A 13,656-nucleotide genomic window follows, 5' to 3' on the forward strand; every position below is an offset into this window, starting at 1 on the left:
CAGCATCATGCAGAAGATACCGGTATCCGTCGTGGTGATGACGAAGAACGAGGAACGCAATATCGCGAAGTGCCTGAAGGGGCTGGTGGATTTCGACGAAGTCTTCGTCGTGGACTCCAACAGCACGGACGCCACCTGCTCGATCGCCACGGCGATGGGCGCGCGCGTCTCGAATTTCCAGTGGGACGGCAAATATCCCAAGAAAAAGCAGTGGTGCCTGGAGCAACTGCCCTTCACCCACCCTGTCGTGCTGTACGTCGATGCAGACGAAGAGATGACGCCGGGCCTTGCAGCCGAAATCCGCGACGTGCTGCCGCGCTTTGCGGCAGGCGCGGGCGGCGCGTTCGTGCCGTTCGACTACGTGTTCTGCGGAAAGAAGCTCGAGCACGGCCACCGCGTCTACAAGCTGGCGCTGCTGGCCCGCGACCGCTCCCGCTTCCTGGACTACGACGACCTGGACGTCGCCAACATGTGGGAGGTCGAAGGCCACTACCAGCCGCAGGTCGAAGGCGAGACCTTCGCGCTGCGCCAGCGCATGGTGCACAACGACCACGACTCGCTCTATCACTACTTCGACAAGCACAACCGCTATTCGGACTGGGAAGCGAACCTGCGCACCAAGGGCCTGATGAACGACCCGCGCGAAGCCAACGTGGGCGGCCGCGCGCTGCTCAAGCGCATTTTCCAGGCCATGCCATTCAAGGCGCCCATCTCGTTCCTGCATTCCTACGTCTTCAAGCTGGGCTTCCTGGACGGCAAGGCGGGCTATGACTACGCCGTCGCACGCGCCATGTACTACTGGCAGATCCGCATCAAGACCGAGGAAATCCTGAAGGCGCGTGAGGCCACCGAGGCCGCGTCGCGGCGCGATGCCGTTGCGGGAGCGGCCAAATGAGCACATTGCAACGCCTGGACCAGTTCGCGCTGGCGCCGGGTCAGCGCGGGCGTTCGGCGCTGACCGTGCAGTTGTGGTGGATGGTGCAAGGCACGCTGTTCCGCTGGTCGCCGCAGGTGGCCTATGGCTTTCGCCGCTGGCTGCTGCGCTGCTTTGGCGCGCGCGTGGGCCACAAGGTGCTGATTCGGCCCACGGCCACGGTCACCTACCCCTGGAAGGTCGAGATCGGCGATTACGCCTGGATCGGCGACGACGCGGTGATCTACAGCCTGGGTCCCATCCACATCGGTGCGCACGCCGTGGTGTCCCAGCGCAGCTACCTGTGCGCGGCGGACCACGACGCCGGCCGGGCCGACTTCCCGCTGCGCGAACGCGCCGTGCGCGTCGAAGACGGCGCGTGGGTGGCGACCGACGTGTTTGTCGGACCAGGCGTGACGATCGCGCGCGAGGCGGTGATCGGCGCACGCAGCTCGGTGTTCCGCAACATGCCGGCCGCGATGGTCTGCCACGGCAACCCGTGCCGCCCCATCCGGCCCCGCACCGCCACGCCAACATGAAAATACTCATCTATGGCATCAACTACGCGCCCGAACTGACCGGCACCGGCAAATACACCGCCGAACTGGCCGAATGGCTGGCCGCCCGCGGGCACGAGGTCAGCGTGGTCACCGCCCCGCCCTACTATCCGCAATGGCAGGTGCACGAGGGCTACCGCGGCTCGCGCTACACCAAGGAAACGCGCCGCGGCGTAACGGTGCGGCGCGCGCCCTTGTGGGTGCCCGAAAGGCCGGGCGGCGCCAAACGGCTGGTGCACCTGGCCAGCTTCGCGTTGTCCAGCCTGCCATCGCTGCTGCGCGCCGCAATGCGCCGCCCCGACATCATCCTGGTCGTCGAACCCGCCCTCTTCTGCGCGCCGGCCGCCTGGCTGGCGGCACGCCTGACCGGCGCCCGCGCCTGGCTGCACATCCAGGACTTCGAGGTCGACGCGGCGTTCGAACTGGGACTGCTCAAAGGCGCGGCGCTACGATCCATGGTCAAGCGCGCCGAGCGCTGGCTGATGCGCCGATTCGACCGCGTATCCACGATCTCGAACCGCATGCTGGACCTGGCGCTATCCAAGGGCATCGATTCCGGCCGCGCGGTGCTGCTGCCCAACTGGATCGACGTCAACGCCATTACGCCGCTGGCCGAAGGCGGGGATTACCGTGCGCAGCTCGGTATTCCGGACAACGCCATCGTTGCGTTGTATTCGGGGAATATGGGCGGCAAGCAGGGTCTGCAGATTCTGGCGGACGTTGCGCGTCGTCTTAATCGCGAGGACCGCCTGTGGTTCCTCTTCTGCGGCCAGGGACCTGAACGCGCGGCGCTGGAGGAAAAGTGCCGTGGTCTGACGCGCGTCATCTTCCTGGACCTGCAGCCCGCCGAACGCCTGGGTGCGCTTTTGGGCACGGCAGACATCCACCTGCTGCCCCAGCGCGCAGGTGCCGCCGACCTGGTGATGCCATCCAAACTGACCGGCATGCTGGCCAGCGGCCGCCCGGTCGTCTGCGGCGCGGCCCGCGGCACGGAGCTTGCCAGTGTCGTGTCGCGCTGCGGGCTGCTGACACCGCCCGAGGACGCGGTGGCGATGGCCGAAGCCGTGCGCAAGCTCAGCTACAACGGGCAGATCCGCGAAACATTGGGCGCGGCAGCGCGGCAGTATGCGATGGCGCATTTGCATGTGGATGCGGTGCTGGGTGCGGCTGAGCGGGAGTTTATGGCGATTGCCAAATCCAAGGGCCGCGCGGCGCCGGCGGGTACGCAGGCGAGTGAGGGGGATGTTTGAAGGCGGTGGGTGAATAAGGCGTTTTAATGCCATGAGAAGGGCCGCCTGTGAGGCAATCGCAGGCGGCCTTTTTGTTGCGGTTCTTTGCAGAGGCAGAAAGCATTCACGTGGAAATTATTTTTTCTCGCGATTGCGCGCTGCCTCCTCCGCGAAGGAGCAAGGGTCTGTGCAGGCGGCATCGCCACCCGCACAGACCCTGACTCACGTCATCGCATCAGCTCGCGTCGCCCTTGCCGGGCGCGGGTTGCCCGTTCGAGCTTCGCACCAGCCCCATCTGCACCGCGATGTACGCCGCCTCGGCCTGGTTGCGCGCATTGAGCTTCCAGTACAGCGTGCGCGCGTGGCTCTTGACGGTGGCGACCGATATGCCGACCTGTTGGCCGATCTCGCGCATGGTCTTGCCTTGCACAAGAAGCTGCAGGATTTCCTCCTGCCGCTGCGTCAGCTCGCGCAATTCCTGCACGGAGGCGTGTGACGTGCTGGGCGGCCTGCCCGCGGGTTGGGGATAGCACTCGCCGCCCGCGATCACCAGGCTGACCGCGGCGGCCAGCGCATCGGGGCTGGACGCCTTGGGCAGATAGCCCGCGACGCCGGCGCGCGCACACGCGGCCATGACGCTCTGGTCCATCGCCGAATACAAAACAAGCACGAGCCGCGGCATGAAGAATGCCATCGCCTGGGAAAGAAGCCCGATGTCCTGCTCCGCTGAGCCGCTGCAACCCACCACCAGCAACTCCACTGGTTTGTTGATCGAGCTGGACATATTGAGAAGGTGGGCTGGCGAGATGGCCAGGATATCGTCGGCGTTGCGCACACGTTCCAGCACATGCTGAATTGCGACACGAAGCAGAGCGTAGTCTTCGATCAGTACGGTTGTCATCCCGGGAAGAACCTTGTGACGCATGGCCCATTACGGTTCCCATGACGCTGGCGCGACGCCGCGCTAGGCGCGGGTTCACGCGCGTCGCCAGGCTCAGGGGAATCCTGTCCGCAGCCTTGGGATTGCAGTGGCGAGACTAAGTGATTCGCCCTATCAATCCATGCTTGCGGACACAACCCATGCTATCAGCGGCTACGTCCGCTGAATCTCGTTCAGGAGGATGAATGGTGGCGGAAAGCGAGGCGACAGCAATCCGAACACCTGCTTTCTATGCCTTAGCCGTATTGGCTATGCGCAACCCCGGCAGCGTTGGAACTGGGCGTTCCTGCTGCCGGGCAGGCAGCGCAAACCTGACTTAACCGAGCTTGCGCCCATAGATCTGCCCGGCATCCACTTCACGCCCGTTCGGTTCATGCCATTCCAAGGTCGCACCGCGTTGCAGCGCCGCGTAAACGGCTTCGCCCTTGTTCTTGACATGCAGGCGTTGATACAGCGTGCACGCGTGCGTCTTGGCGGTCGCCACCGAGATGTTCAACATCCGGCTGACGGTCTTGATGGGATAACCGCGTGCCAGCAGCACCAGCACTTCGTACTGGCGCGGCGTGATCTGCAGGAGCTGTGCCCCCGCGCTCACGGGCATGGTGCCCTTCGAGCCGGCTTCCTCCACGTCCCGCGACGGCAAGGCGCATACGGTGGAGGCCGGAGCCTGCAGCGCCTGTTCGCTCGGGAAGCACTGCCCGCCCGCCATCACCAGGCGAATGGCGGCCTCAAGGATCTCGACCGAAGCCGTTTTCATGAGGCAACCGTACACGCTGGCGCCAGGCAGGCCTTGCACCGGCATGGGCAAGGGCATGACGTCCGTCAAGAGCAGAATCCGCTTGGGCGTCAGCACGCGCTGAATCTCGTGCAAGGCGCTCCATGCTTCATCGGTATCCACTGGCAAACCATAGATCAGAAGATCGGCGCCCGCGTGCACGCCGTCGGCCTTGGACACGTCCGCAAGGCCCATCCCCTCGATCTCCCACACATCATCCAACTTGCTAAGAATCTGCCACAAACCCAACCGCAAGAGCGGATGAGCTTCAATCAGGACCATCTTGGCCATGGTGTCCTCCCGGTTTTTCGACGGGCCTAGAAGGGATCTTCGCTGTGCTGAAGACTATTTTTTATCCAACCCTGCGGGGGTGGTCCGCATATCCCGGAATATCTAATGAAGCTGAACCGGGACGTTTGGGCTGGGCGACTTTGGTAGCCAACATAACGGATGGCATGGAACCCATCTTATGGTTCGGATTTGTCAAAATCAAGACGTTTCAGGGCGATATAATCCGACAAAATCAGAAATCAATCGTTAGCCTTAATCACGTTCGTAAATATGGATGAGAATTCGATCTCGTCCTTTTTGACGCTAGGGTTTTCACCAGCATCGCTCGTCCGCCACGACGGGCGCCCCTATGAAGCAGCTGTACACAGCTGCCCCGACAGGCGCTCTGGCCCTTGTTACAGACGAAAAAAAGCCGCGTCGGGGCATCTGCCGGACGCGGCCTCGGATAGCCGGAGGAGGAGGGAAATCTGTCAACTTGTATCCGTGGACACACTACACCCGTGAACAGTCCCTGTATTCGAAATAACGGTAACATTTTTTATTTACGCGCCCGAAGGCGAATTTACTCCATATAGGCGAAGTCAAATACCGTGTGCCCCCCCTGATGATGCCAATGGTGCATTGAAGCATGGCGTTTTCTCAGGAAGTTTGCGTAATGGATTTCGCCGTCGGTTTCGACATAGGTTGAAGGCGTCAGCTCCTCGATCCGGTTGAGCGAGACGCCCTTGCCGTAGTGACAGAACCCCTGGTACTGGGCGCATCGGATCACGTCTCCCCCAGGCGACACAACGATTCCGGCGTTGCGGGCGCGCATCGGGTTGCGCACGATCGGGTTGCAGGCGTGCGGCGTCCAGGTCGTCGAGCGCGGCGAATCTGAGAAAAACGCGAACAGCTCGTCGCAGTGGCTTTGGCCGTCAGTTCGGTCGATATTTGTTAATAGCCACCAGTATTCGCCGTGTTTAAAAATAATGGTATCCACGGCTGAAATATTGGTCATCAGATTAACATCAAGCTCCCATTTCAGCGGAAATTCAGTGCATTTCCATAGTTCAATACTTCGATTTCCGCATGTTTCCGGAACCATGTACGTCACGCCCTCGTGTTCAAAAATATATGGAAACGAAAGGTGATAAGGCAGGTTCAGCGCAGTGCCCAACAGCCGGAAAGCCCCGTCAGAGTAGGTCGCGACCGAGATCGTGCCCTTGCGGGAAGTAAAATCGTAATCTTCAAAAAATATATATGGCTTTTTATCGTGGGTATAAACGAAAGGATCGGCGAAAAAGCGGCCCTTTGGCGGCTGCAATACCATCGCTTCGGATACCACCGCCTGCTGGCGTGCAGAGGGAAACATACCGATCCGCCACCGAACGTTGCGTTTCATGACGCGGCGCACAACGAGATCCGACATTAACCATGCCTGGCGCGCAATATATGCGGCGCTGTCCCACTCCGCCGGATCGGCGCGGCGCGGGCCGCTCATGATCTGCATGGCGGGCGGCGCGACCCCCGGGCGGTCATGGGCCAGCGCCTGCAACGCGTCATAGACCATGAAGTTTCCCAAACTGAATGCGCGCGCCTGATTCTTCAGCCAGAACACTTCCGTGTTGAAACTGCGCTGGTCCAGAAGTTCGTCGTCTTCCTGCCTGGCGCCGACGCGCCAGAGTTTCACGGTGGTGTGATCCTCGCGCTGAAAGACCTCCCAGAAGCCGGCATAACGGCTGGTGGCCACCGCAATATCCGAGTAGCTCAACTGCCAGACGCCCAGCCGTGACCAGCTGGCGAGCTGCGCGCGCGTCGCCAGCGACGCACCCAATGTGATCACCAGGTCCAGCCCCAGCGCCCGTACCTCATTGCGCGCGTGCGGATCCTCGTCGCCCGGCGCCAGCGGGATCACCGACGTGCCCGCCTCCTGCAAACCGTCGCGCATGTCGCGGCAGGCCAGCATGACCCGCTGCTTCTGCGGCAGCAACTTGCCCTCCAGGCGCGACAGCGAGCCGAACAGCGCCTTCACGCCCAGCCTGGGCGCCGTGTCGGCAGCCTCGCCATTCATCACCAGCAATGCCGTCAGGTCGAATTCCTGGCTGTGGAGTAGCCACTCAACCATCTCGTGCATCCAGCCGGGTTGCTCATACCCGTCGACCAGCAATCCCACCTTGTACGTCTTCATATCTCGTGCTCCTGTATCAGGGCGATTGGCCTGCCGCGCCGTGACTGCGCAGCGGCCTCGCCCAGCACACACCCGGGGCAATGCGTTCATGTTCTCGCGCTGATACTGCGGGCTTTTGGGCGTGCATTCCAGAGCACATTCATCCTAGGTCCGGTGTCCGAGGCCAATCGGCCAAACCTCAACCTCCTGGGCATGAGGCGCCTCATTCTTCTTCCCGGCGCATCTCGTCCTTACGCCCGATGCGAAGCAAACGTGCTGCAAAACCGACACATCGGCCGCATAGGGTTAGGGGTAAACCCTATTGGGGATAGCAGAGGCTCGCCTCTCATCCGTGCCTCCCGCATAATGCTTTGAAACAAACGTTTGAATTCAACCTTATGCAAGAAATCCGCACCACGACCACGAGAGAAACCATCCTCGACACCGCCGAGTCCCTGTTCGCGCAACAGGGACACGAAGCGACGTCGATGCGCCAGATCACGAGCGCGGCCGGCGTGAACCTCGCTTCGGTGAACTATCACTTTGGCTCGAAAGAGTCACTCGTGCAGGCGGTGCTCAAACGCCGCCTGGAAGTGCTGAATCGCGAGCGCATGCGCCTTCTGGATGAACTCGAGGCGCAATCCGGCGGCAAACCGCTGAAGCCTTCGCAAATCGTCGACGCGTTCTTTGGCACGCTGCTGCGTCTGGCCGCCGATCCGGCGCAGGCCGGCAGCACCTTTTTGCCGCTGCTGGAACGCACGATGACGGACCCCACGGATTTCATCCGCGCGCTGTTTGCCGAGGAATACGCGGACGTGCTCGCGCGCTACCGCAACGCGCTGTTTGCCGCCCTGCCCGACGTGCCGCGCGCCGAGATCATCTGGCGCTTCCAGTTCATGCTGGGCGCCACGTCGTACGCAATCATGGGCACCGATCTGCTGCGCTCGGTCACCGGCCTGGCCGGCGACGAAGCCGAGCAGCCCAACGACCGCGAGCTTCTGTTGCCGCGCCTGATGAGTTTCCTGCTGGGCGGGCTGCGCTCGCCCCTGCCGCACCTGAACGCAAGCCCCGGAGGCGCCTGACCCGCCTTCCGAAGCCAACCCGGCCGGCGAGCCGCCTTCGGTCACCGCCAGGCACTGAAGAACAACGAGGAGACAAGAAAATGTACGCAGTCATCGTCGCGCTGGTTGTCATTGCGCTCCTGGCCGCCGTGTTGCTGGGCGTGCGCCCCATCCGGCGGGCGCTGCTGTCCGCGCCGATCTTCAACCTGTATCGCAAGGTGCTGCCGCAGATGTCGGACACCGAGCGCGATGCGCTCGAGGCCGGCACGGTCTGGTGGGAAGGCGAGCTCTTTCGCGGCCGCCCCGACTGGAGCCGCCTGCTGGCCTATCCGCGGCCTCGCCTGACCGACGAAGAGCAGCGATTCCTGGACAACCAGGCCGAAACCGCGTGCCGCATGGTCAATGACTGGAGCGTCACCCAAGAGCGTTTCGACCTGCCCGCGGACGTCTGGAACTACCTGAAGTCCGAGGGATTCCTCGGCATGATCATTCCCAAGCAATATGGCGGCCTCGCGTTTTCCGCCTATGCCCATTCCGAAATCGTGACCAAGCTGTCCACGCGGTCTTCCGCGCTGGCCGTGTCGGTCATGGTGCCGAATTCGCTCGGGCCCGCCGAACTGCTGCTGCATTACGGCACCGAGGAACAGAAGAACCATTACCTGCCGCGCCTGGCGCGCGGCGAAGAAGTGCCGGCCTTTGCGCTGACCAGCCCCTGGGCGGGCTCGGACGCGGCCGCCATCCCCGACAGCGGCATCGTCTGCAAGGGAGAATGGCAGGGCCGCGAGGTGATCGGCATGCGCGTCACGTGGGACAAGCGCTACATCACGCTGGCGCCCGTGTGCACGCTGCTGGGCCTGGCGTTCCGCCTGTATGACCCGGACGGCCTGCTGGGCGGCAAGAAGGATCTGGGCATCACCTGCGCGCTCGTGCCGCACGACCACCCCGGCGTGGACACCGGCCGCCGCCACTTCCCGCTGAACGCCATGTTCATGAACGGTCCGACGCGCGGCAACGACGTCTTCATGCCGCTGGACTTCATCATCGGCGGCCCCGCCATGGCCGGCCAAGGCTGGCGCATGCTGATGGAATGCCTGGCCGCGGGCCGCTCGATCTCGCTGCCCTCGTCCAACACCGGCATGTCCAAGCTCACGGCGCGTGCGGTGGGCGGCTATGCGCGCGTGCGCAGCCAGTTCCGCATGCCGGTCGGCAAGTTCGAAGGCGTCGAAGAGGCACTGGCCCGCATCGGCGGAAACACCTACATGATGGACGCCGCGCGCACCATGACGGCGGGCGCGGTGGACCTGGGGGAAAAGCCCTCGGTCGTGTCGGCCATCGTGAAGTACCACGTCACCGAACGCGCGCGCCAGGTCGTCAACGACGGCATGGACGTGATCGGCGGCAAGGGCATCTGCCTGGGACCGTCCAACTTCCTGGGCCGCGCCTACCAGCAGATCCCCATCGGCATCACCGTGGAAGGCGCCAACATCCTGACGCGCAGCCTCATCATCTTCGGCCAGGGCGCGATCCGTTGCCATCCGTTCGTGCTGGCGGAGATGCAGGCCGCGCAATCGCCGGACCGCAAAGAGGGACTGGATGATTTCGATGCCGCGTTCTGGGGCCATGCGGGCTTCGTGGTGCGCAACGCGCTGCGGGCGCTGGGCACATCGCTGACGGGCGCCCGCTTTGTGGCCGTCAACGCCGACGTGGCACCGGACATGAAGCGCTACTACCAGCTGCTGGGCCGCTACTCGGCCGCCTTTGCACTGCTGGCCGACACCTCGATGCTGGTGCTGGGCGGCAGCCTGAAGCGCCGCGAGCGCCTGTCGGCGCGGCTGGGCGATGTGCTGTCGCAGATGTACCTGATCAGCGCCACGCTCAAGCGCTTCGAGGACGAAGGCCGCCAAAAGGCCGACGCGCCGCTGGCGCACTGGTCGATCCAGGACGCGCTGTGCAAGTTGCAGGAAGCCTTTGACGGCGTGCTGGACAACTTCCCGAATCGCGCGGTCGCGTGGATCATCCGCCGCATCGTGTTCCCATGGGGTCACAGCCAGATCCCGCCGTCCGACCAGCTTGGCCAGGACGTGGCCCGGCTGCTGATCAGCCCCAGCGCGACGCGCGACCGCCTGACGGCCGGCTGCCATCTGCCCGACACCGCGGACGAACCCGTGGGCGCCATCGAGCAGGCGCTGGCCGCCGCGCTGGAAGCCGAGCCCATCGAGGCCAAGATCCGCGAGATCGAAAAACGCGGCGTGCTGGACGGCAATCCGCAAGCCAACGTACGCGACATCGCCGACGCCGCAGTCACCATCGGCGCCATCACCGCCGAAGAGTATGCGGTCGTCAAGCGCCGCAACCGCTTGCGCGACACCGTGGTCAAAGTGGATGATTTCCCCTTTGACCTCGGCGCCGCCGACGCAGACCGGCCCACGGCCGAACGCAAGGTCGCCTGAGGGAGGAAGCGGATGGCATTCAAACCGGTTTACGTCGTCGACGGTTCACGCACGCCTTTCCTGAAGGCCCGCACGGGCCCGGGCCCCTTCTCCGCCGGGGATCTGGCGGTACAGGCCGGCCGCGCCCTGCTGCTGCGCCAGCCCTACGCCCCCACGGACCTGGACGAAGTCATCGTCGGCTGCGCCGCGCCGTCGCCCGAAGAAGTCAACATCGGCCGCGTGATCGCGCTGCGGCTGGCCTGCGGCGATCGGGTGCCCGGCTGGACCGTCATGCGCAACTGCGCATCAGGCATGCAGGCGCTGGATTCCGCCATTGCCAACATCCAGAACGGCCGTTCGCACCTGGTGCTGGCCGGCGGCACCGATGCGCTGTCCCGCGCGCCAGTGCTGTTTTCGGACGGCATGGTGCGTTGGCTGTCGCGCTGGTATGCCGCGCGCGGCCTGGGCGCCAAGCTCAAGGCGCTGGGCGGTTTCAGGCCGAAGAACCTGGCGCCGGTCATCGGATTGCTCAAGGGCCTGACCGACCCGGTCGTGGGCCTGTCGATGGGTCAGACCGCCGAAAACATCGCCACGCTCTTTCACATCGACCGCGCCGCCATGGACGCCTACGCGGCGCGCAGCCACCAGCGCGCGCTCGCTGCGCGCGCGGTGGGCATGCCCGAGATCACGCCGCTCATCGACACGCAGGGCAAGCTGCATCCGCACGACGACGGCGTGCGCGACGACTCCACGCCGGACAAGCTGGCCAAGCTCAAGCCCGTGTTCGACAAACCGTGGGGCAACGTCACCGCGGGCAACAGCTCGCAGGTGACCGACGGCGCCGCGATGCTGGTGCTGGCCTCGGAAGAGGCCGTTCAAAAATGGAACCTGCGCCCGCTGGGCCGCATCATCGATACGCAATGGGCCGGGCTGGATCCCGCGATCATGGGGCTGGGCCCCGTGCATGCCGCCACGCCCATCCTGCAACGCCACGGTCTGGGCTTGAATGACCTGGACTTGTGGGAGATCAACGAGGCTTTTGCGGCGCAGGTGCTAGGCTGCCTGGCCGCGTGGCGCGACGAGGCCTACTGCCAGCAGAATTTCGGCACGCCCGCCTGGGGCGAACTGGACGCCGAGCGGCTCAACGTCGACGGCGGCGCCATCGCCATCGGCCACCCGGTGGGCGCATCGGGCGCCCGCATCGTGCTGCATCTGCTGCACGCGCTCAAGCGCCGCGGCGCCCGGCGCGGCATGGCGGCCATCTGCATCGGCGGCGGCCAAGGCGGCGCGATGCTGGTCGAAACCCTGGACGAGGACCGCCCATGACGACACTGGATACGCTTTCCCACTGGCGCCTGGACCGCGACCCCGACGGCGTCGCCTGGCTGACCTTCGACCGAGCAGGCAGCGCGGTCAACGCGCTGTCGGCCGACACCCTGGCCGAACTCTCCGTGGTGCTGGACGCGCTGGACGCCCAGCCGCCCGCGGGCCTCATCATCCAATCCGGCAAGGCCACGGGCTTCATCGTGGGCGCCGACGTCAACGAATTCGCGACGCTGGACACGCCCGAGCAGGCGCGCGGGCTGGTGTCGCGCGGCTGGAACCTCATGAACCGCCTGGCCGGCGTGCGCTATCCGACGCTGGCGCTGATCCAGGGCCATTGCCTGGGTGGCGGTCTTGAATTGGCGCTGGCCTGCCGCTACCGCCTGGTGGCCGACCAGCCCGGCGCCTCGTTGGCGCTGCCCGAAGTCATGCTTGGCATCTTTCCCGGCTGGGGCGGCATGCTGCGCCTGCCGCAGGTGATCGGCGCGCCCGCCGCGCTGGACATGATGCTGACCGGCCGCGGCGCCGATGCGCGCCGCGCGGCCTCGCTGGGGCTGGTCGACGCGCGCGTGCCGCCGCGGCTGCTGCTCGCCGCGGCGCGCCAGACCGTGCTGTCGCGCAAGCCCGCCCGGCGCGCTCGTGGCCTGGGCGGACTGCTGAACCGCTGGCCGTTCAAGGCCATCGTCGCCAACCGCGCCCGCAAGCAGATTGCCGCCAAGGATCCGCTCGGCCACTACCCGGCCGCGCCCGCCATCGTGGAAATCTGGGAAAAGCACGGCGGCAATGCGCTGAAGGCGCCCGACCTCATCGACCGCATCATTTCGTCCGGCACCACGCGCAACCTGTTGCGCGTGTTCCGCCTGCAAGAGCGCCTGAAGGCCAATGGCAAGCAGCCGGGCGTCGCGCCAGCGCGCCACGTGCATGTGGTGGGCGCGGGCGTGATGGGCGGCGACATCGCGGCCTGGTGCGCGCTCAAAGGCATGACGGTCACGTTGCAGGACCAGGAGATGTCCCGCATCGCGCCGGCCATCAAGCGCGCCGCCGAGCTCTACGCGCGCCGCCTGAAGGATCCGCGCCTGGCGCGCGCCGCGTTCGACCGGCTGGTTCCTGATCCAGCGGGCTTGGGTGTACCGCTGGCGGACGTCGTCATCGAAGCCATCAGCGAGCAGCCCGAGGCCAAGCGCGCGCTGTACCAGTCGCTGGAGCCGCGCATGAAGCCCGATGCGCTGCTGGCCACCAACACGTCCAGCCTGTCGCTGGAAACGCTGCGCGAGGGCCTGGCCCGACCGGAACGTCTGGTGGGCATTCACTTTTTCAACCCCGTGGCCAAGATGCCGCTGGTGGAAGTCGTGCACGCGGACGGCGGCGAGCCCGCCATCGCGGACCGCGCCTGCGCCTTCGTCGGCCAGATCGACAAGCTGGCGCTGCCGGTCAAGAGCGCGCCCGGCTTTCTGGTCAACGCGGTGCTGGCGCCCTACATGCTGCAAGCCATGCGCAGCGTGGACGACGGCGTCGCGCCAGAAACGGTGGACGCCGCCATGGTGGCCTTCGGCATGCCGATGGGGCCGCTGGAACTGGCGGACACCGTGGGCCTGGACATCGCGCGCGACGCGGGCGCGCAGCTTGCCGGCGGCGCGGAACCGCCGCGCTGCCTGGCCGACCGCCTGGCGCGCAACGAACTGGGCAAGAAGAGCGGCAAGGGCTTTTACACCTGGCGCGACGGCAAGCCGGTCAAGCGGCGCGACCCCGCCGCCGCACCGGCCGGCCTGGCGCAGAAACTGATTCAGCCGCTCATCGACGCCACGCGGCAACGCGTGGCGGGCGGCATCGTGGCCGACGCCGACCTGGCCGACGCCGGCGTGATTTTTGGAACGGGCTTTGCGCCTTTCACGGGCGGCCCATTGCATTACGAAGACGGCAGCACCCAGCAGCACCGCAGTACGGCGGCTCGCGCCGAATAGACCGGCAGTAACAGGCCGGCAGTGGTAGAGA

Annotated in this window: 10 protein-coding genes; 7 read left to right on the forward strand and 3 right to left on the reverse strand. The window is 65.2% G+C overall.

Going from position 1 to position 13,656, the window contains the following annotated elements:
* Positions 1–7: 7 nt before the first annotated feature.
* The 3 genes from CLM73_RS18720 to CLM73_RS18730 are packed head-to-tail and all read left to right on the forward strand — an operon-like array spanning position 8 to position 2,720.
* A complete protein-coding gene (locus tag CLM73_RS18720; RefSeq protein WP_105239711.1) occupies positions 8–895 on the forward strand; it encodes a glycosyltransferase family 2 protein in 888 nt (295 codons plus the stop codon).
* Positions 892–1,452, forward strand: a complete 561-nt coding sequence (locus CLM73_RS18725) for a putative colanic acid biosynthesis acetyltransferase (protein WP_105239712.1) — start codon at positions 892–894, stop codon at positions 1,450–1,452. The genes CLM73_RS18720 and CLM73_RS18725 overlap by 4 nt, the downstream gene beginning before the upstream one ends.
* Positions 1,449–2,720 carry a glycosyltransferase WbuB gene (locus tag CLM73_RS18730; protein WP_105241604.1) on the forward strand — a complete coding sequence of 424 codons (1,272 nt, stop codon included), beginning with the start codon at positions 1,449–1,451 and terminating at the stop codon, positions 2,718–2,720. Before CLM73_RS18725 ends, CLM73_RS18730 begins: the two co-directional genes overlap by 4 nt.
* A 214-nt stretch (positions 2,721–2,934) precedes the next feature.
* On the opposite strand, the gene CLM73_RS18735 is transcribed toward CLM73_RS18730, so the two are convergent.
* From CLM73_RS18735 to CLM73_RS18745, 3 genes are all read right to left on the reverse strand, one after another.
* Positions 2,935–3,600: a helix-turn-helix transcriptional regulator gene (locus tag CLM73_RS18735; protein WP_056563340.1), complete on the reverse strand. Its 666-nt coding sequence runs from the start codon at positions 3,598–3,600 to the stop codon at positions 2,935–2,937.
* Positions 3,601–3,955: 355 nt separating this feature from the next.
* Positions 3,956–4,705, reverse strand: a complete 750-nt coding sequence (locus CLM73_RS18740; RefSeq protein ID WP_056563343.1) for a response regulator transcription factor — start codon at positions 4,703–4,705, stop codon at positions 3,956–3,958.
* Between the two features lie 562 nt (positions 4,706–5,267).
* Positions 5,268–6,872 carry a hypothetical protein gene (locus CLM73_RS18745; protein ID WP_105239713.1) on the reverse strand — a complete coding sequence of 535 codons (1,605 nt, stop codon included), beginning with the start codon at positions 6,870–6,872 and terminating at the stop codon, positions 5,268–5,270.
* A 377-nt stretch (positions 6,873–7,249) separates the two neighbouring features.
* On the opposite strand from CLM73_RS18745, the gene CLM73_RS18750 reads away from it, so the two are divergent.
* The 4 genes from CLM73_RS18750 to CLM73_RS18765 all read left to right on the forward strand — a co-directional run bounded on the left by CLM73_RS18750 (position 7,250) and on the right by CLM73_RS18765 (position 13,625).
* Positions 7,250–7,933, forward strand: a complete 684-nt coding sequence (locus CLM73_RS18750) for a TetR/AcrR family transcriptional regulator (RefSeq protein ID WP_105239714.1) — start codon at positions 7,250–7,252, stop codon at positions 7,931–7,933.
* 80 nt (positions 7,934–8,013) lie between these two features.
* The gene (locus CLM73_RS18755) at positions 8,014–10,362 is read left to right on the forward strand and encodes an acyl-CoA dehydrogenase (RefSeq protein ID WP_105239715.1); all 2,349 of its coding nucleotides are present in this window, start codon (positions 8,014–8,016) and stop codon (positions 10,360–10,362) included.
* A gap of 12 nt (positions 10,363–10,374) precedes the next feature.
* Positions 10,375–11,667, forward strand: coding sequence for an acetyl-CoA C-acetyltransferase (locus tag CLM73_RS18760; protein ID WP_105239716.1), 1,293 nt, complete (start codon positions 10,375–10,377; stop codon positions 11,665–11,667).
* The gene (locus tag CLM73_RS18765) at positions 11,664–13,625 is read left to right on the forward strand and encodes a 3-hydroxyacyl-CoA dehydrogenase NAD-binding domain-containing protein (RefSeq protein WP_105239717.1); all 1,962 of its coding nucleotides are present in this window, start codon (positions 11,664–11,666) and stop codon (positions 13,623–13,625) included. Before CLM73_RS18760 ends, CLM73_RS18765 begins: the two co-directional genes overlap by 4 nt.
* The last annotated feature ends 31 nt before the right edge of the window (positions 13,626–13,656 follow it).

The sequence above is a fragment of the Achromobacter spanius genome (assembly GCF_002966795.1).
Lineage (GTDB): Bacteria > Pseudomonadota > Gammaproteobacteria > Burkholderiales > Burkholderiaceae_B > Achromobacter > Achromobacter spanius_D.

Coding starts and splice junctions, on each gene's coding strand:
- CLM73_RS18720 (WP_105239711.1), top strand. CDS start 8: ATGCAGAAGATACCGGTATCCGTCGTGGTGATGACGAAGAACGAGGAA.
- CLM73_RS18760 (WP_105239716.1), top strand. CDS start 10,375: ATGGCATTCAAACCGGTTTACGTCGTCGACGGTTCACGCACGCCTTTC.
- CLM73_RS18730 (WP_105241604.1), top strand. CDS start 1,449: ATGAAAATACTCATCTATGGCATCAACTACGCGCCCGAACTGACCGGC.
- CLM73_RS18745 (WP_105239713.1), bottom strand. CDS start 6,872: ATGAAGACGTACAAGGTGGGATTGCTGGTCGACGGGTATGAGCAACCC.
- CLM73_RS18765 (WP_105239717.1), top strand. CDS start 11,664: ATGACGACACTGGATACGCTTTCCCACTGGCGCCTGGACCGCGACCCC.
- CLM73_RS18750 (WP_105239714.1), top strand. CDS start 7,250: ATGCAAGAAATCCGCACCACGACCACGAGAGAAACCATCCTCGACACC.
- CLM73_RS18755 (WP_105239715.1), top strand. CDS start 8,014: ATGTACGCAGTCATCGTCGCGCTGGTTGTCATTGCGCTCCTGGCCGCC.
- CLM73_RS18740 (WP_056563343.1), bottom strand. CDS start 4,705: ATGGCCAAGATGGTCCTGATTGAAGCTCATCCGCTCTTGCGGTTGGGT.
- CLM73_RS18735 (WP_056563340.1), bottom strand. CDS start 3,600: ATGACAACCGTACTGATCGAAGACTACGCTCTGCTTCGTGTCGCAATT.
- CLM73_RS18725 (WP_105239712.1), top strand. CDS start 892: ATGAGCACATTGCAACGCCTGGACCAGTTCGCGCTGGCGCCGGGTCAG.